Source organism: Natronoarchaeum mannanilyticum (genome assembly GCF_039522665.1).
Lineage (GTDB): Archaea > Halobacteriota > Halobacteria > Halobacteriales > Natronoarchaeaceae > Natronoarchaeum > Natronoarchaeum mannanilyticum.
The window spans coordinates 1,336,438-1,353,746 of sequence record NZ_BAAADV010000001.1; the positions used below are offsets into that span (position 1 = coordinate 1,336,438).

Here is a 17,309-nt window from a genome sequence, read left to right on the forward strand (position 1 = left end):
TCGCAAGGACCGCCCCTCGATTTGCACCCCGAGTCGTCCGCCGACGGCTCGGCGTCCGCCGCACCGCGATTCCGATGAGCGCCAGAAATATCCGATCGACCGTCCGTCGGATCGCACCCGTCTGTGCCGTCCTGTTGCTTCTCGCCGCAGTCGTCGCGCTCGGGACCGGCGTCGGCGCGACCGCCGTCTCCGCGCAGTCCTCGGGCGGGCTCGACCAGTCGGCGTCGGTCTCCCCGAACGAGAGCCAGACGTTCGCTCCCGGCGGGACGTATCCGGTCGTCGTCTCGGTCGACGTCGGCGAGGAGTCGTTCCTGAGCGACGACCGCATCGAGAACCCCGCGCTCGACGTTGCCGTGGAGGGCGACGCGACGATCGAGAGCGTTCAGCCCACCGACTACCAGACCGCGGAGTTCAACGAGACCTCCGCGACCGTCTCGTCGGACTCGTTCTTCCGTGCCGGGACGACCCAGACCTCCGTGGTGCTCGTCGACGTTCCCGGCGGTGTCGACACCGGATCGGTGTCGCTGACCGCGACGCCGCGGGCCGGTGCGACCGAGTACGAGACGGCACGCGCCGAGTACGCGGTCACGTCCGACGTGACGACCCGCGAGGCGATGGCGAACGCGTCGGCCGCCCGCAACACGCTCGTCTCCTCGTACCGCGACAGCTACGGGACGCTGCTGTACAGCGAGCCGTGGAACGAGACGACCGCGACGGCGATGCGCGACGGGTTCGCGACGGCGATCACCGAGGGGACGAAGGGAGCGATCGTCGGGTCGACGCCGGGACTCTCGACGGTCGACGACATCCGAACGTCCTACGAGGTCGCGACCGGCAACTACGACGGCGGCACGGCCGGCCAGATCGCGAAGATCAACCTGGCGCTGAAGAACGACCTCGACTCGCGGATGGCCCGCGACAGCGTTCGTCGCGCCGGCAATAGCTCGGCGCCGCTCGCCGAGCTCGAGCGACTGAACGCTCAGGAGCGGCGAGCCTGGGAGGAGGGCGACCGCGACGCGCTCGAGGAGGCCTTGCTCCGGCAGCGCGCGGTGCTCGTCGACGCCAGCTTCGAGTCCTCGGGCAATCCCTACGCGAACGACTACGAGACGTCGCTGCTGGTCGAAGCCGAGGAACAGCGCGACGCGAGCCGTTCGAGCGTCGGCTTCGGCGAGGAGAACCCGCTGCTCGCCGAGTACTTCGCCGCGCTCTCGACGTACGCCACCGACGAGTACGACGCCGCCGGCGACCGGCTGGCGCTCGTCCGCGAGCCGAGCCCGCAGGTGACGACGGCGAGCGACCGGTCGGCGATCGAGGACGACCTGCGCGGCCTCGCCGAGAACGAGACGACGACCGTCACGTTCACGGTCGCCAACGCCGACGGCGCCGGCGTCGCGAGCCAGCGGAGCTTCCTTTCGCTGAGCCACGGCGAGAACATCTCGATCGAGGACGTGTCCGAGATCGGGACCGACGAGCCCCCCGCCGTCGACCGCCTGGATCCCGGCGACGAGGCGATCGACGCCTCCGGTGAGCAGACGACGCTCGATCACGCGCTCGTCGACGTCCGCGACCAGTACGATCCCGGCCAGCAGCGCCAGTACCAGGTGACGATCTCGCGCGACGACGAGGGTGAGGCCTGGCTGTCCTACCGGGCGGCGTTCCGCCCCTTCTTCGTCGCGGACGGGCTGTCTCCCGAAGAAAATCAGGAAGCGTACGAGCGCTTCCCCCGGTCCGGCCCGGAGGACCAGCAGGGCTGGCCCGCGTACACCCTTTCGACCGACGATACGACAGCTCCGCCCCGCCCCGTGATCGACGCGCCCGCCGACCCGACGACCGGCGAGTCGGTCGAACTCGACGCGAGCGGGACGACCGCCGACGCCGCGATCGAGTCCTACGAGTGGTCGCTCGACACCGACGACGACGGCGACGTCGACCGGACGCTCTCCGGCGAGACGCCGACGACCACCGTCGAGTTCGCGGGGCCGACGCGCATCCGCCTCGACGTGACGGACGCCGACGGCCGGACGGCGACCTCGGAGACGGTCGTTCGCGTTGAGGACGCCGCGCTCACCGCGAACACGACGTCGATCCCGGTGGCTGCGGACCGGTCGCTACCCGAACCGGGTGACGACCTCAGCTTCGACGCGCCGGCCGACATCGAGGATCCGGAGTGGACGCTTGTCGAGAACGGGACGGAACGCGACGCCGGCCAGAGTGATACGTTCTCGACGACCGTCGACGAGGCGGGGACGTACGAACTGACGCTCTCGGGGACGGTCGACGGCGTCGACGTCGAGACGACCGAGACGATCTACGTCGCGTCCCGCGGGGAGCGCGTCGGCACACCGTCGGTCCGTATCTCGGCACCGTCGCGCGCCGATCCGGGCGAGACGATCGCGATCGACGCGTCGGCGTCGACCCACCCCCATCCTAACCGGGTGATCGACGGCTTCGAGCTCCGAGTCGACGGGGAACAGGTCGATTCGAACGCCGACGGACGGTTCGAGCGCGCGTTCGACGCCGAGGGCGACCGGACGATCGAGGTCGTCGCTATCGGCAGCGCCGGAAACGAGAGCACCGCGTCGAGAACCGTCGCCGTCGGCGACGCCTCGACCGACGACCCCACGGACGACCCGACCGACGCGTCCGACTGGACCGACCCCGGGCGGACGGGCTACGCCGCCGCCAACGGCACGACCGCCCAGGACGTCGTCTGGGAGCGAACGTTCGAGCGGTCGGCCCTTGGCGCTGCCGTGGGTAACGGGACTACCGCCGTCGTCACGTCGGCCGGTACCGCGACGGACGAACGCCTCTACTCGTTCGGTCCGAACGGCTCGGAGCGCTGGAACCGCTCGATCGCCGGCGCGAGCGGCGAGCCGGCCCTCGGTACTGACGGGACCACGTACGTCCGCTACTCCGCCGGCGTCCGGGCGTTCGACGCGGACGGGAGCGTGCGCTGGGACACCGAAAACGACGACGCCTGCACGTACGACTTCTGCTTCATCGATCCCTCGCGTCCCGTCGCGACCGAGGACGCCGTCTACGTGCTCGGCGAAGTCGAACGCGAAACTGCGCTGATCGCGCTCGACCCCGAGACGGGCGACCAGCGGTGGAATCGCACGTTCCCGAACGCGACCGACGTTCCGAACGACGCCATCGCCGCCGCTGACGGCGGAGCGTACGCCGCCGTCCCCGGCGTGGGACTGGTCGCCGTCGACGCCGATGGAACGGAACGCTGGCGGGCGAGCCTGCCCGACGCGCAGGCGCATCCGGTCGCGACGCCGAGCGGCGCGGTGCTGTACACGACCAACGAGTCGCTGATCGCCCTCGACGCCGACACCGGCGGGGAGCTGTGGACTCACGCCACTCAGAGTCGAGCCGCGCCGAGCGTCACCAACGACGGGCGGATCGTCGTCCCGCGCGGCACCTACAGCGACAGGCTGGAGGCGACCTACGGGATCGACGTGCTCGACGCCGAGGGCCGAGTCCAGGCCGAGTGGACGAGCGAGATATTCGCCGGCGACACCGAAAACTTCGACGTGTTCGAACAGCCCCTCGTGACGCGCGACGGTCTGGTCCGGTTCGTCGCCGGGCCGACGGACGATCCCGACGCGCGCTACGTGATCGGACTGGACGGGACCGAGCGCAGCGTCGCCGACGTGGAGGTCGGATCGCCGACCCTCGACCTCGTCGCAGACGGCCGGCCGCTCCTGGTCGGGACGGATCGGATGCAGGCCCTCGGTGACGTCGAAGAGGAGTCGGATCCGATCGACGACTCGGTCGACGTCGGTGTCCCGACGCCGCCCGACGGCACCTGGCCGCGATCGCGCTTCGACGTCGGCAACACCCGCGCCGCCACGGACGTGACGGCGCCGCGCTCGATCGGCGCCGCGTGGGAGTTCTCGGTCCCCCGCAACGACTCCGGGACGATGCCCGTCTCGTCGACGGTCGCGACCGAGGATACCGTGCTCGTCGGTCTCGGGCGAGTTATAGGAGGGGCCGATGTGTACAACGACTCGACCGTGTACGCCGTCGACCGACAGACCGGTGAGCGGCGCTGGGACGCAGTCGTTCGCGGCTCGGAGAAACGACGGGTAACCGACATGCAGGTGTCCGGCGATACCGTCCTCGTCGAGTACGTTGAACAAGCTGACGCGCTCAACCGCCACCTCGCGGCGATCGACGTCTCGACCGGCGAGGAGCGCTGGAACACCAGAGTGTACGGCTCGGGACCGGTCTTCTCGGAGCGGGGCGACGACATCTATCTCCAGAGTTCGCTCCAACTCGAAGAACTGAACGCCACGACCGGCGAGACTGAGTGGGCCGTAGCACCCGCGGACGGAGACGCCTCCTTCGAGGGCAACGGCCCGCCAGTCGTCACCAACGAGACGGTGTTCTCGGCGGCCGACTGCGAGGTCCCCGGATCGGACTGGCCGACCGGCTGCGTCGTCGCGGTGAATCGGTCCGACGGGAGCGTTCGGTGGGTCGAGAGGACCTCCCACGTGTTCTCGGACGTCGACAGCTCGCCCGTGCCGGTCGTCGACGACGGCTCGCTGTACGTTCCCGGTCGTCTCGGCGGACAGTACGAGATCGTCGAGTTCGACGCAAAGACCGGCGACGTGATCGCCAACGAAACCCTCGCTGGCCACGGGTCGTATAACCACGCTACGCTTCCCAGGCCGGCCGTCACCGACTCTCGGTTCGTCACCGAGCGCGGCATCTACACGCGCGAGAACTTCCAGCGATCCGCGTCGCTCGATCTCGACGCGATGCCGGCCGTGGTCGGCGACCGGGCCTTCGGCGTCGCCGACGGCGAGCTGGTCGCACACGAGCTGTCGACCGGCGACCGCATCGAATCGGTCGCCCACTCCGACGGCGCGCCCGATCGGATCGGCGCGATCGCGGACGGGACGGTCGTGACCGTCACCGACGGCAACCCCGAGGAGTTCGGTGACACGGAAGGGGCGGTGCTGGCCTACCAGGGTACGACCGAGCCCGGCTTCGAGTACGGGCCGACCGAGCCCGGCGTCAACGAGACGGTGACGTTCGAGGCCAGCGTCGCGGCCGACGCCTACGGCTGGGACGGCGACGGCGACGGTGAGATCGAAGCGCAGGGGAAGACGGTCGACCTGTCGTTCGCGGAGTCCGGGACGCACGACGTGACGCTCGTCACCGACCCCGGTAGCGACGGGTCCGCCCGGTACACTCGGTCGGTAATGGTCACGGAGCCGATCAAGGCGTCGCTCGACGTGAACGAGCGGCACCCCAAGCCGTCGACGATGCTCGAACTCTCGGCGGCCGACAGCGCCGGCACCGGCAATCTCACGTACGACTGGGAGGTCAAGGGCGTCGACGATGATGTCAGCGACTGCGAGGCGACGTGCGAAGTGTGGCTTCCCGCAGACCAGTCCGTCACCGTGTCGGTCGCCATCGCGGACGAAAATGGCCAGACCGATACGACGAGCGTCACGGTCACGCCCGTTGACGCCCGGATCGACGTCGCGGTCGACGGCACTGATCGTCAGAGACTGTTCTACGAGGACGACGTGCTGCTTGAGGAGACGCTCACCGTCAACGTCATCGGCGACGCGAGCCTGAGCGACCTCCGGATCGAGGGGGTCGCCGCGACGACCGACGGCGGGACCGTCGAGCTCGACGAGACCGGGCAGGCGACGATCACGGCGGAACTCGACGCCGCGGGCGTCGACGACCCCGTCACGCGGGAGGTCGAACTGAGCGTCCACGAGTACCGCTCCGAGACGGAGCGCTTCGAGTTCACCACGGAGAGCCGCAAGACCACGGTCGGGCTGGCGATGATTCAGCCCCAGCTCGACCCGATGGCGCGCCACCTCGAACAGCGCGTCGGCGAGTTACCGTCGACGGTCCACTTCGAGGCCACCGATCGTATCGAGAACGGAACCCACGCCGGGCTCGCCAAGTATCCCGACACGATCCTCGTCGATACGACGCAGTCGTCGACCGGCGGCGGCCTCGAACTGGGAACGGCCGAACACGAACTCACGCACATCGCCCAGTTCGAGATGGACATGGAGACCGACGGCGACTGGAACTTCCTCCTCGAGGGACAGGCATCCTTCGAGGCCAACACCTTCCAGTTCTACTCGGTCGACGCGAATCGCCCCGATCGGGCGGAGCTGTTAGACTGGGACGGATCGCTCGATGAGTACGAGCAGGGCAACGACTTCGTCAGCGCGTTCTACGCCGAGTACGGCCGACAGACGTTCCTCGAGATGGTCGAGGACTCCGAAGGCGAGGATCTCGACAGGCGCTTCGAGGCGGCCACCGGCGAGTCGTTCGACGCGTTCTACGACCGCTGGAAGAGCACGGATCCTGCCGTGGATCCAGGCAGCGATCGGGCGGACGTCTCCTACCGCGTGTCGTTCCACTACGAGGACGGCCAGCTCAGCACCGACGGCTCACCGATGGCGGACGTCAGCTGGGACGTCGACGGCGACGGCGTCTTCGAGCGGACCGGCGAGACGATCGACTGGACGCCCGACGAGGCCGGCGAACAGTCGGTGACCCTGGCCTACGAGGACGAGGGAACGACCATCGCACAGACCCAGCGCTTCCGGGTTTCGAGCGGTTCCGTCGACGAACCGCCCGCCGTCTCGGGCACGGTCGCCGTCTCGAACGCGACGCCGTACAACGGTCAGGAGGTCACGTTCGACGCCTCGGACGCGGAACTGGTCGAGGGCGACCAGCGGCGCAGCGTCGAGCAGTACCACTGGAACTTCGGCGACGGGACGACCCATACGACGACCGAGCCGACGATCACGCACGCGTTCGCCGACCCCGGCGAGTACAACGTCACGACGACGCTCGACGCCGGCAACGCGTCCGCGTCGACGACCCGGACGGTCTCGGTCGAACTGGACGATCGCCCGCCGGAGATCAGCGACGTCGCGGTCGACCGGTCCCTCGCGAGCGACGAGGTGACGATCAGCGCCAACGTCACGCCGGTCGGCCCCGACGTCGAGGCGGTCCGCCTCGGCGTCGGCGCGACGTTCACGTCCTTTACCGTCACCGAACCCGCGGCCGACAACGCGACCGAAGGGCGGGTCGAGGCGACGATCGACGGCGACGCCGTCGTCGCGGACGGCGAGTACACCGCGGTCGTCGAAGCGGTCGACGAACTGGGCAACACGACGACCGAGCGCGGCGACAGCGTCGCGTTCGACACGACGCCGCCCGGGATACGGCCGCGCGTCGACGGCCTCGACACTGAAACCGCGACGCTGACGCTCGACGCCGACGAGCCGTTCGATCTAACCGATCTTCGGATCGCCGCTCGCGGCGACGGCACTGCCGATCGGACGCCGAACGCGAGCCGGATTCCGGGCGGACTCGAGGACGCCGAGGACGAACTCGCAGTCGACTTCGAGGGCGGCCTCGTGGGCGGCACGAACACGACCTACACCGTCGCTCTCGACGCGACCGACGACGCCGGCAACGAGGTCACGACAGAGTTCGAGTCGACGGTCATTCCCTACGAGCTCGACAACGGCACCGCGACGCTGACGCCCGCGGGCGTCAACAGCACCGTGACGCTCGACGCCGACGCCGCGGCGATCGACAACGACACCGATCGGACCGCCGTCATCACGGCCACTACCGTCCCGCCGGCGGGGACCGAACTCGACGCCGCCACGATCGCCGGCGGCTTCCTCGACGTCGACCGCGTCGGACTCGACGCGAACGAGCTCGAGAACGCGACCGTCAGGATCCCGCTCGCCGCCGTCGACGACGATCTCGCCGAGGCGTTCGAGCCCGACGAGCTGCGGATCGTCCGCTCGGCCGACGGCGAGCGCGGGTACGACCCGCTCGCGACCGACTACGACGCCGACGCGAACGAGCTGGTCGCGACCGCCGACGACTTCAGTCAGTTCGCCGTCGCCGGTACCGACGAGACGCCGCCGTCGATCGACGAGGTCGGCGTCGATCCCGGCACCGAGGTCGCGCCCGACGAGGGGCCGGTTACGGTCGCGTTCGAGTACTCGCCCGAGATCTCGGGGATCGACGTCGCCGAAACCGCGGTCGACGTCAACGCCTCCGCGAACCGCGTCGAGACGCAGATCACCGGCGAGCGCGCGACGGTCGACATCGCGGACCTCGAAATCGGCGAGACGATCGCCGTCGATCTCACCGTCGCCGACGACGCCGGTAACGCCGAAACGGCGACGGAGACGATCACCGTCTCCGAATCCGGCTCCTCCGGCGGTGGTGGTAGTATCGGCGGTGGCGGCGGTGGCGGCGGGCTATCGCTCGAACCGCCTCACTTCACGGTCGAGGTCCAGGATGCCGGCGGGCCGTACGAACCAGGCGAAACCGCAGAGATCACCGCCGTGGTCGATAACGACGGCGGCACCGTCGGCACCCAGGAACTCACTCTGGCCACGGGGGGCGAGGTCGTTGATCGCGAGTCCCAGCAGCTTGCCATGGGACAGCAGCGCTTCGTGACGTTCACCTACGACGTGCCCACGAGTGCAAGCGGTGATCAGCGGGTCGTGATCGAAAGCGCGAACGACTCGGCGTCGACGTCGCTCTCGATCGACGCCGAGGCGTCGACGGGCGACGACCGACAGGAGGGCGGCAACGATACTGACGATGAGGCTGGTGGCGACGAGAACGATACTGACGACGAGACGGACGGCGATAGTCTCGACGATGACGATATTGGCACAGACGAGACCGACGATGCTGCAACCGGCGCTGACGACGAGAGCGACGAAACCGGCACCGACGAGTCGACGGACGACGACGGTTCGCCAGGGTTCGGTCCCGTAATCGCGCTCGCGGCGCTCCTCGTCGGGGGTATCGTTCGTCACCGGAACAGGCAGGACTGACGGTCTCCTGTCGAGTGAATCCACTCTGAGTACCCCTCCAATCTCATTCCTCCGTTTCTGGGGCTCTCTTTGCTTGCTCCAGTCGGGTCATTACCGGGATATCGATTCTCGCGATAACTGTCTCTCCTTCTGTACACCTCCGCGGCAACACGCTCTCTCGCCCGCTCACAACGACGCTTACAAACCCCTACTCTCCCTACCACGCCACATGACCGCGACCGACATCGCAGACGACGTCCGCGACGACAACGAGACCGCGCTCTCCCGGCTGGGCTCCTCGAAGGCGCTGTACGCGATCACCGGCGGGGAGATGGAGTCCGAGGCGATCCTCACCGCAGCGGCGGACCGCGCGCACGCCGCCAGCGAGACGTTCGCCGCCTGGGTGCCCGAAGCCGACGCCGAGGCCGAACAGGATCTGTTCGACGAGGCCGCCCAGCTCACGGCCGATCACTACGAGCAGGTCCTCGGGAAGCTCGACGATCACGACCCCGGAGAGGTTCCGGCGATCCAGACCCAGCTGCGCGACGCCGACGATGCGGCAGCTCGACTCGGCGGCCTGCTCGGACACACGCTCGTCGCCAACAAGCTCATCGAACAGTTCACCGGCTTCTTCGTCGGCGACGCCGATCCACAGACCGCATCACTCTTCCGCGGATACGGCGGCGACATCGACGAACTGCGCGAGAACGTGCTCGACCTGATCGACGACCTCGACGCCGACCCGGACGCCGAAGCGCAGAGCGCTTCGAGCCCTGACTCGGCGTCGCCTCGTCAGGACGCCGTCGCCGCCGCCGCGACCGAGGCGATCCAGGCGGCCTACGAGTCATACACCGAACAGCTCGAGGCGATGGGCGTCAACCCCAAGCCGGTTTGCTGACGGACTGCCGACGACTGTTAGCTGTCATTCTGGCCGAATGCTGTCGGTTACGGGCCGGTCGTAGCCCCTCGGCGGCCGTCCCGGACGACACCGACGTTTAAGCGAGCGGGAGCCGATTTCCACGACAATGAGCACGCTTCGACGCGTCGCGCTCGACGTCCTCAAGCCCCACGACCCGCCGCTGCTGGAGTTTACGGAGCGCATCTCGGCCGTCGAGCGCGTCGACGCCGTCTCGGCGTCGCTGATCGAACTCGACCAGGAGGTCCAGAACGTGAAGCTCACGATCGAAGGCGAGGACCTGCGCTACGAGGCCGTCGAGGCGGCGATCGGCGAGCTCGGCGGCACCGTCCACTCGGTCGATCAGGCCGCCTACGGGGAGTACGTCGTCGAAGAGCAACCCACTCCGCAGGACGGCTGACGACCGTGTCCTCCACGCGCCGCCTCCTGCGATCGCTGCTCGGCCGGGAAGACGTCCGCTCGATTTCGCGGCGGTACTTCGTCTCCAACGGGTTCGACGGAACGCTGACGAGCATCGGGGTGATCGTCGGCGCCGTCCTGTCGGGCGTGTCCGACGGGGTCACCGTCGTCACGATCGGGCTGGGCGCCGCGGTCGGGCTTGGAACCTCGGCGGTCTGGAGCGTCTGGGAGATCGAGCGCGCCGAGACGCGCGCCGAGATCATGCGGATCGAGGCGGCGATGCTCACGGACCTCGACGACACCCAGGTCCAGCGCGAGCAACGGGCCGCTCGCGTGATCCACGCGACGGCCAGCGGGCTCGGCCCGCTGATCGGCGTCCTCATCCCGCTCTCCCCGCTTCTCTTCGAGGGGACCGTCTTCTCGATGGCGGAGGCGGGCGTCGTCGGCGTCGCCCTCGGGATCGCCGTCCTCGCCGTCTTCGGCGCGTACATGGGCTCGATCTCCGGGCAGCGGTGGTACGTGTCCGCGCTCCGGATGGGACTCGCCGGGCTGGTCGTCGCCGTGATCAACCTCTTCCTGCCGGGGTAGCGAGCGGACGGCGCCGCTTCGTTCAGCTTCGCCGTCAGAGTCGGATCGAGCACCCGATCCTGGTGGCCCCGCCCCGTTCACGGCCGCTCTCCGCCGCTCGTTCGGTTTCGTCGGTCCGGCATCGTCACGTCCAGGGGCCCCTGTCAGCCGCGAGAAACGTATTTATCGTTCCGTCGCCTACGTGGGGTCACGATGATGGCCACGACACACGCGCTCTGGGGGATGGCGCTCGCCCTTCCCGTCCTCGCGCTCGCCCCGGAGTTCGCGCCGGTCGCCTTCGGCGCCGGGCTCGTCGGCGGCCTGTTCCCCGACCTCGATCTGTACGCCGGCCACCGGCGGACGTTCCACTTCCCGGTGTACGCGTCGCTCGCGGCGGTTCCGGCTATCGCGCTCGCGATCGTCGCGCCGTTGCCCTGGACCGTCGCGTTCGCCGCCGGGCTGGCCGCCGCGGCGCTGCACGCCGCGAGCGACGCCGCGGGCGGCGGCCTCGAACTGCGGCCGTGGCGCGCCAGTTCCGAGCGGGCGGTGTACAGCCACTATCACGGGCGCTGGCTCCCGCCGCGGCGGTGGGTCCGGTACGACGGCGCCCCCGAGGATCTCGCGCTCGCCGTGCTCGCGGCGATTCCGCTGCTCGTCGTCGGCGACGGCCGCGTCGCCGGCGTCGCTGTCGCGCTCCTGGCGGCGTCGCTGGTCTACGTCCTACTGCGAAAGCCCCTCGCGGCGCTCGTCGAGCATCTCGCCCGCCTCGTTCCGGCGTCCGTGCGGCCGTACGTCCCCGAGCGCTACCGGGACGCATGACGACCGCGCTCCCCGACGGCCGCCCCGGAAATATCGACTCGGCGGTCCCGAGACGCACGCTCGAAACGGGTAGCTCTATGTTGTTCGACTGAACAACGTCGACCATGTCATCGGCCGAGCGCGGCGCGAAACGCGGCATCCGGTACGCGCTGGTCACCGTGTTTCTCGTCGGCCTCCGAAAGCGGAGTCCGGGCGCCGTCGTGAACGCCGTCCTGGCGGCGGTCGGGACGTACCTGACCGATTTCGTGGAACGAACGTACGACGTGGACCTCCGGCCGTGGCACCACCTGTACGTCGATTCGGCGATGATCACCCACGCCGTCGGCATGCTCGGGCCGTACGACGAGGTCAGCTGGTGGGATCATCTCACCCACACCCACTCCGCGACGATCCTCGGCGGTGCCGTCTTCGCGATCAGCCGCCGCCGGGGGCGCGATCCCCGCCCGCGCGTCGTCGCCGTCGTCGCCGTCGCCGGCGTGCTGTGGGAGATCGCGGAGTACCTCATCCACGCCGGCGCCGACCGCCTCGGCGTCGAGCCGATCCTCGTCACCTACGGCCGGAGAGACACCGCCCTCGATCTGCTGTTCGATCTCGTGGGTGCGGTGCTCGTCCTCGCGTTGGGCGACCGCGTGCTCGGGGACGTCGCCGACGGCGACGCGTGACCCGACGCCCGAGACCGGCTCTCGCGGGCCGCCGACCGACCGCACGGCCGCGCCGCTCGCGGGACCGCTTCCGGAAAGAACGCCTCGAAGCGGCGCCGAGACGCCGCTGTCGTCGACGGCGCTAGACGCCGGGCAGGTCCTCGCGGAACTCCCGGATCTTCTCGCGGGCCCGCTCGACGTGCTCGCCGACCTCCTCGCCGGCGTCTTCGAGGATCTCTCGGAGTTTGCCGTCCTCGCGCGCCAGTCGTCCGTGGTCGGGCTTACGTTCCTTGTCGGCCAGCGTCGCCACGGCGTCCGAGCGCTCGTGGAGCCGCTCGCGCAGGTCGTCGCTCTCTGCGTTCTCGCTGGCGTCTCGGAGCGCGTCGCTCGCGTCGGAGAGTTCGTCGTGTGCCATGCGTCAAACTACTCACCGTATCGTATAGAACGTTTATCCATTCGCGTCAGCGTTTGCGCGTCGGGACACGTCGGCAATCCGGGCGTTCGAGTCCGGCGGATCCACTCGATACTGCCCGTCCGACGGGCACGGTATAAATTCTATTTGAGTTTTCTCCTGGTCCAACGACCCGGTGCTCGTGACGAGACGCGACGCCGTTCGTCGGCGATAAATGTCTATATAGAATTTAGTTAGTATGGTTTACATAATCGTTTTCCTACTTCCATCGATCAACTGTGCGATCGGCGGACGTTCCTGAGATATCCCTGGCTTCGAACCGTGTGAATTTGCCGTTTCTACGGCTGTTCGGTCCTTCCTTTCGAATAGTTCGTAGCGGCGTCGACTGTCGAGATGGAAACACCGGTGCTATTTGAGAGGCTGTATTTTATAATGATAAAATCAAAAAGAATTTTGGGCATATAGCCGATTTTACTTGTTGGTCTGGGCGCTCTTGCCTCTCTTAATCAAACGCACGGTAGATATGATTAACATATTATGAATTATCTAACAGTATGATTTTGCTACAGAAAATATTTCTGGTCGAGGGAATATCTCTGTGAGCTCAGTCCACGTGGGATAAAACTAGATTAGGATTTATTTCTGGGCGATTCGTTGCCGTCGGGTAGTGGCCTGCCGCGGCCAGGTCGCGAGCCGTCGCAGCGGAGAGTTCCGTCGCCGAGTCCGGGGCGTCGACGCCATCACACCTCGATGACGGTGTTTTCCAGCCGACCGATGCTCTCGATCGAGATCGAAACTTCGTCCTCCGGCGACAGCGTGAACCCCTCTTCGGGAACGAGAGAGGTGCCGGTCAGCAGCACGCCCAGCTCCGGAACCGCGTTGTGGGCGGTCCAGTAGTCGACGAGCGTCTCGCAGGTCCTGGCCATCTTCGCCGTCGAGGTCTCGTCTTCGTACAGCGTCTCCCCGTCGCGGGCGATGGTCATCGACATCGTCAGGTCGTGCGGATCGCCCACCTCTTCGGCGGAGACGACGCAGGGGCCGAGCGAGCAACAGCGGTCGTACACCTTCGCCTGCGGGAGGTACAGCGGATTCTCGCCCTCGATCGAGCGGCTGCTCACGTCGTTGCCGATCGTGTAGCCGACGATATCGCCGTCGTACAGCACGACGCCGAGCTCCGGCTCCGGAACGTTCCACGAGGAGTCGCCGCGGACGCCGATCGCCTCGCCGGGGCCGACGGTACGGCTCGGCGTCGCCTTGAAGAAGATCTCCGGCCGCTCGGCGCCGTAGACGTCCAGGTACATCTCGGGCATCCCGCTCTCGGCCTCGCGCGCTTCCTCGCTGATCTCGTAGGTCACGCCCGCGGCCCACACTTCCTCGGGGACGATCGGGAGCGCGGCGTCCTCCGGTTCGAAGTCGATGGTCGGGGCGTCCGCCGTCAGATTGGCGGCGAGCTCGTCGACGCCGCTCTCAGCGACGTCGGCGGCCGCTGCGAGGTCGCCGAAACCGCTCACGTGGGGCTTGACTGCCGTGAGATCGTACGCTGCGTCGCCGTCGTCGGCGATCAGTCTGTCGTCGGTGCCGTCGTCGAGCCGGTAATATCGCATGGCACGAAAGAGAACCCTCTCTATGATAAAGCTCCCGCCGGATCGCTCCGGAGGGTGACTTCCTCCCCACCTTACTCGCTTACCGCTGACGCGGTTCGCTCCTTGAGGGTGGGGCTTCCTGTTTCCACGACGCACTTTGCAGGAACCGAATGGGTTCCCGTAGGGAGCGCAGTCTCCGCAGGCGTTGATTCGGGACAGCCCGTCCCTACTTGCTTCAGGCCGCGTACCAAGATGTTGTAGGCCGCGTTCCAATCTCTGTCCGCCGTGAAACCGCAGGATGGACACGAGTGTTCGCGGACCCACAACGGCTTGTCCGACTTGACGCCACAGGCCGCACACTCTTTGGTCGTCCCTCGCGGATCGACGGCGACGAAGTGCGTCCCCTCGCGGTCGCACTTGTACTCGAGCATCCGCAGGAACGTTCCCCACGCTGCCCCAGCACGGTTGCGGCTGTTCGATGGGAGTTCCATCAGACCCTTCGCGTCGAGGTCTTCGACCGCAACGAGGTCGTGCTCTCGAGCGTAGTGGTTCGAGAGTTTGTGCAGGAAGTCCCGGCGCTTCCGTTGCAGGTCGGCATAGCGTTGCGCGACAACACGCTGTTGCTTGCGGTAGTTCGCCGAGCCGTGCTCTTTCCGGGAGAGTTTGCGTTGCTCGCGCTCAAGTCGGTCGCGTTCGTCGGCCAGGTCGGGGCGTCCGACGGCGGTGCCGTCGGTGTCGTGAGCGTACTTCAGAATCCCCACGTCAATCCCGACACAGTCCTCGAGCGTCTTGGGTTTCGGCGGTGCGTCGTTCTCGGTTTCGATCCCGAGGACAGCGAACCATTCGCCGGTTGGTTCCTGCTTGACGACGACCTCTTTGATCGTGGCGTCGTCAGGAACGTCGCGGTGGTAGACCATCGGAATATCGCCGATTTTAGAAAGAGAAAGCACAGTTCGACCACTCGTGTTCTTGAGTTCGAAGCCGGTTTGACTGTACTTGATCGAACGATATTCCTGTGGCCCTTTCCACTTGAGTTCGCCGACGCGGTAGCCGTTGTCCTTCCGACCCTTCAGCGTTGAGAGGTTGTCGTACAACCGTTGTACGACCTTCTGCAACACCTTCGAATGAACATTCTTCAGGTCGGTCCACTCGCGTTTGAGATCGGGGAGGATCGACTGCTCGGAATAGGCAGACGTACCGTCCTCTCGGTTGAGCCGGTGAAGGAAGTGGTTGTAGACCTGTCGGCAGGTATCGACAGTCCACGCTAACCGGTCGTGGAGTTCGTCGGTCGGATTGAGCCGATACCTGTAGTTGTAGCGCATGGTCTACTCGCGTGAGTCGGCGTCGGGCTCGGAAACGCGGACGACCTCTACGTCCGCTCCGATCCACCGTTTTAGGACAAGGACGTGCGTGCCGTTTCCGACCGGGCAAACGTCCCGGTCGAGAACTTTGTAGCCCTCGATTCCGTGCCGATCCATTAACATTGTATATATTTCGGCATAAGATAAAGATATCGATAACGTGGGCCTGAGGGTCTGCTGTAGAACAGTGCAAGAAACTCGTGCGGCGCTGTATCCCCTCCCTGCTCGCACCGTCGGCGTTCCCTGAGGAAGGGGCATTAGCGACTCAATGTAGGTAAAACGTTAAATGTGAATAGAACTGATTAGAGCGTGTGCCAACCGAGTACGCAAACTACGTCGGCGGAGAGTGGACTGACGCACAGAGCGGCGAAACGTTCGACACGCGCGACCCGGCGAAGCCGGACGAAGTAGTGGCGACCTACCCGCAGTCCGACGCGGCGGATACCGAGACGGCCATCGAGGCCGCCGTCGCCGCGAGCGAGGAGTGGGGGTCGACGCCCGGGCCCGAGCGCGGTCGGATCCTCTCGCGAACGAGCGCGCTCCTCGCGGAGCGCAAGGACGAGCTCACCGAACTCCTCGTCCGCGAAGAAGGAAAGACCCGCAGCGAGGCCGGCGGCGAGGTCCAGCGCGCCATCGACATCTTCGATTACTACGGCGCGAAGGCGAGCGACCTCGGCGGGACGGTCAAAAGCTCCAGCGCCCGGAACACGAACCTGTACACGGAAACAGAGCCGCTCGGCGTCGCGGGTCTGATCACGCCGTGGAACTACCCCATCGCCATCCCCGCGTGGAAGATCGCGCCCGCGCTGGCGGCCGGGAACGCGGCGGTCATCAAGCCCGCGTCGCTCGCCCCCGGCGTGGTCCACGAGATGGCGACGGCGCTCGAGGAAGCGGGCCTTCCGGACGGCGTCCTGAACGTCGTCACCGGTCCGGGTAGCGAGGTCGGCGGTACCATCGCCAGCCATCCCGAGGTCGACGCCATCTCGTTCACCGGGAGCACGGCGGTCGGTAACACCGTGTACGATACCGCGACCGACGACGGCAAGCGCGTTCAACTGGAGATGGGTGGCAAGAACCCGACGGTCGTCTCCGACAGCGCCGACGTCGAGGAAGCCGCCGACATCGTCGCGTCCGGCGCGTTCGGCGTCACGGGGGAGGCCTGTACCGCCTGCTCCCGCGCCATCGTGTACGAGGACGTGTACGACGAGTTCGTCGACGCGGTCGTCGAGCGCGCCGAGGCGATCGAGCCCGGTCACGGGCTGGACGACCCGGACATGGGGCCCCACGTCAGCGAGTCAGAACTGGAGAGCACCGTCGACTACGTCGAGATCGGCGAGGACGAGGGCGCGACCCTCGAGACGGGCGGCGCGGCGATCGACCGCGAGGGGTACTTCGTCGAACCCGCCGTCTTCTCGGACGTGGAGCCGGACTACCGGATCGCCCAGGAGGAGATCTTCGGTCCAGTGCTGTCGATCATCCCCGTCGGCGGCTACGAGGAGGCCCTCGACGTCGCCAACGGCGTCGACTACGGGCTCTCGGCCAGCATCGTCACGGACGATCACACGGAAGCCAACCGCTTCGTCGACGAGGCCGAAGCGGGCGTCGTGAAGATCAACGAGAAGACGACCGGACTCGAACTCCACGTTCCGTTCGGCGGCGTGAAAGCGTCCTCGAGTGAGACGTACCGCGAACAGGGCGACGCGGGACTGGACTTCTACACCATCAGCAAGACGGTGTACGACAACTACTAAGCGGGCAGCCGCCCGAT

At 67.2% G+C, this 17,309-nt stretch carries 11 protein-coding genes; 7 read left to right on the forward strand and 4 right to left on the reverse strand.

The genetic code is table 11. From position 1 onward, the window contains the following. The first annotated feature begins 74 nt into the window (after positions 1 to 74). The 6 genes from ABDZ81_RS06910 to ABDZ81_RS06935 all read left to right on the forward strand — a co-directional run bounded on the left by ABDZ81_RS06910 (position 75) and on the right by ABDZ81_RS06935 (position 12,206). Positions 75 to 8,864: an outer membrane protein assembly factor BamB family protein gene (locus ABDZ81_RS06910; protein ID WP_343773177.1), complete on the forward strand. Its 8,790-nt coding sequence runs from the start codon at positions 75 to 77 to the stop codon at positions 8,862 to 8,864. A gap of 208 nt (positions 8,865 to 9,072) precedes the next feature. After that, positions 9,073 to 9,741 (forward strand): rubrerythrin family protein, encoded by a 669-nt coding sequence (locus tag ABDZ81_RS06915; RefSeq protein WP_343773178.1) that lies wholly within the window; start codon positions 9,073 to 9,075, stop codon positions 9,739 to 9,741. A 127-nt stretch (positions 9,742 to 9,868) separates the two neighbouring features. Further along, positions 9,869 to 10,159 (forward strand): DUF211 domain-containing protein, encoded by a 291-nt coding sequence (locus ABDZ81_RS06920; protein WP_343773179.1) that lies wholly within the window; start codon positions 9,869 to 9,871, stop codon positions 10,157 to 10,159. A gap of 5 nt (positions 10,160 to 10,164) precedes the next feature. Further along, positions 10,165 to 10,746, forward strand: coding sequence for a VIT1/CCC1 transporter family protein (locus tag ABDZ81_RS06925; protein ID WP_343773180.1), 582 nt, complete (start codon positions 10,165 to 10,167; stop codon positions 10,744 to 10,746). A 192-nt stretch (positions 10,747 to 10,938) separates the two neighbouring features. Then, entirely contained in the window at positions 10,939 to 11,544 is a 606-nt protein-coding gene (locus tag ABDZ81_RS06930) for a metal-dependent hydrolase (protein WP_343773181.1), read from the forward strand. Between the two features lie 104 nt (positions 11,545 to 11,648). Further along, the gene (locus tag ABDZ81_RS06935; RefSeq protein ID WP_343773182.1) at positions 11,649 to 12,206 is read left to right on the forward strand and encodes a DUF2238 domain-containing protein; all 558 of its coding nucleotides are present in this window, start codon (positions 11,649 to 11,651) and stop codon (positions 12,204 to 12,206) included. Positions 12,207 to 12,327: 121 nt separating this feature from the next. Here ABDZ81_RS06935 and ABDZ81_RS06940 read toward each other — a convergent pair whose 3' ends face one another. From ABDZ81_RS06940 to ABDZ81_RS06955, 4 genes are all read right to left on the reverse strand, one after another. Next, on the reverse strand, positions 12,328 to 12,600 hold the full coding sequence (locus tag ABDZ81_RS06940; protein ID WP_343773183.1) for a DUF7553 family protein: 273 nt from the start codon (positions 12,598 to 12,600) through the stop codon (positions 12,328 to 12,330). Positions 12,601 to 13,337: 737 nt separating this feature from the next. Beyond that, on the reverse strand, positions 13,338 to 14,201 hold the full coding sequence (locus tag ABDZ81_RS06945; RefSeq protein WP_343773185.1) for a fumarylacetoacetate hydrolase family protein: 864 nt from the start codon (positions 14,199 to 14,201) through the stop codon (positions 13,338 to 13,340). Positions 14,202 to 14,272: 71 nt separating this feature from the next. Next, positions 14,273 to 15,502 (reverse strand): RNA-guided endonuclease InsQ/TnpB family protein, encoded by a 1,230-nt coding sequence (locus ABDZ81_RS06950; protein ID WP_343773186.1) that lies wholly within the window; start codon positions 15,500 to 15,502, stop codon positions 14,273 to 14,275. A gap of 3 nt (positions 15,503 to 15,505) precedes the next feature. Next, entirely contained in the window at positions 15,506 to 15,658 is a 153-nt protein-coding gene (locus tag ABDZ81_RS06955; RefSeq protein ID WP_343773187.1) for a DUF2080 family transposase-associated protein, read from the reverse strand. A 194-nt stretch (positions 15,659 to 15,852) separates the two neighbouring features. On the opposite strand from ABDZ81_RS06955, the gene xacF reads away from it, so the two are divergent. Then, positions 15,853 to 17,292: a 2,5-dioxovalerate dehydrogenase gene (xacF, locus tag ABDZ81_RS06960; RefSeq protein WP_343773189.1), complete on the forward strand. Its 1,440-nt coding sequence runs from the start codon at positions 15,853 to 15,855 to the stop codon at positions 17,290 to 17,292. Positions 17,293 to 17,309: the final 17 nt, after the last annotated feature.

Bases quoted from the DNA above. Each gene is read 5' to 3' on its own strand.
- ABDZ81_RS06910 (WP_343773177.1), top strand. From the start codon at position 75: ATGAGCGCCAGAAATATCCGATCGACCGTCCGTCGGATCGCACCCGTC.
- ABDZ81_RS06915 (WP_343773178.1), top strand. From the start codon at position 9,073: ATGACCGCGACCGACATCGCAGACGACGTCCGCGACGACAACGAGACC.
- ABDZ81_RS06920 (WP_343773179.1), top strand. From the start codon at position 9,869: ATGAGCACGCTTCGACGCGTCGCGCTCGACGTCCTCAAGCCCCACGAC.
- ABDZ81_RS06930 (WP_343773181.1), top strand. From the start codon at position 10,939: ATGATGGCCACGACACACGCGCTCTGGGGGATGGCGCTCGCCCTTCCC.
- ABDZ81_RS06935 (WP_343773182.1), top strand. From the start codon at position 11,649: ATGTCATCGGCCGAGCGCGGCGCGAAACGCGGCATCCGGTACGCGCTG.
- ABDZ81_RS06940 (WP_343773183.1), bottom strand. From the start codon at position 12,600: ATGGCACACGACGAACTCTCCGACGCGAGCGACGCGCTCCGAGACGCC.
- ABDZ81_RS06945 (WP_343773185.1), bottom strand. From the start codon at position 14,201: ATGCGATATTACCGGCTCGACGACGGCACCGACGACAGACTGATCGCC.
- ABDZ81_RS06950 (WP_343773186.1), bottom strand. From the start codon at position 15,502: ATGCGCTACAACTACAGGTATCGGCTCAATCCGACCGACGAACTCCAC.
- ABDZ81_RS06955 (WP_343773187.1), bottom strand. From the start codon at position 15,658: ATGGATCGGCACGGAATCGAGGGCTACAAAGTTCTCGACCGGGACGTT.